Origin of the sequence: Odoribacter sp. N15.MGS-14 (genome assembly GCF_000980245.1) — a bacterium.
Lineage (GTDB): Bacteria > Bacteroidota > Bacteroidia > Bacteroidales > Marinifilaceae > Odoribacter > Odoribacter splanchnicus.
Genome location: NZ_LARE01000168.1, coordinates 1 through 974, shown reverse-complemented (window position 1 = coordinate 974; position 974 = coordinate 1). Strand labels below are relative to the sequence as shown.

The window sequence follows — 974 nt, the reverse complement described above, 5'->3', positions numbered from 1 at the left end:
AAAGGTTTTTGTTTTTGTACTGCTGTTGTTGTTTATTCAAGATATGATTCCGTATTAAGACGGAAGAGAGAAAGTAAGAAGCCGGGTCTAATGAAACAGACTAGGTTGAACTTAGTCCTATAGCTCAGTTGGTTAGAGCGCTACACTGATAATGTAGAGGTCGGCAGTTCAACTCTGCCTGGGACTACGAATCTTGAGATTCGGGGGATTAGCTCAGCTGGCTAGAGCATCTGCCTTGCACGCAGAGGGTCAACGGTTCGAATCCGTTATTCTCCACTCCATCAGAGACGTAAGATACGAAGATGACCGATCTATGACATATTGTACAAGCAAACAGTAATTTTAGTAGTAAAGAGCTGAAAGTATATATCATCCCGCTGACACGCAAGTGTGGGCGAATGAATAAGGAAAGTAAAGAAGGGCGCATGGCGGATGCCTTGGCTCTCGGAGGCGATGAAGGACGTGATAAGCTGCGATAAGCTCCGGGGAGGTGCAAATAACCTTTGATCCGGGGATTTCCGAATGGGACAACCCGGCGTGTTGAAGACACGCCACCTGATCATTTCAGGAGCTAACGCAGGGAACTGAAACATCTTAGTACCTGCAGGAAAAGAAAATAACAATGATTCCCCCAGTAGTGGCGAGCGAACGGGGAATAGCCCAAACCGTTCATGTTACGGCATGATCGGGGTTGTAGGACTACGTCGTTGCATGAAGACATCGGAGAAGAACTTTCTGGAAAGAAAGACCATAGAGCATGACAGTTGCGTATTCGAATGTTGTCGAAGCATAGTAGTATCCTGAGTAGCGCGGAGCACGAGGAATTCTGCGTGAATCTGCCGGGACCATCCGGTAAGGCTAAATACTCCCGAGAGACCGATAGCGAACCAGTACCGTGAGGGAAAGGTGAAAAGCACTTCGAACAGAAGAGTGAAATAGTTCCTGAAACCGTGCGCCTACAAGCGGTCGGAGCT

General features: G+C 47.6%; 2 tRNA genes and 1 rRNA gene. All 3 read left to right on the top strand.

The features are described from left to right. The first annotated feature begins 113 nt into the window (after positions 1-113). Positions 114-187: transfer RNA gene (locus tag WS34_RS14870), tRNA-Ile, on the top strand. Between the two features lie 15 nt (positions 188-202). Continuing rightward, positions 203-276: transfer RNA gene (locus tag WS34_RS14865), tRNA-Ala, on the top strand. 129 nt (positions 277-405) lie between these two features. Beyond that, positions 406-974, top strand: a 23S ribosomal RNA gene (locus WS34_RS14860); the annotation flags it as partial.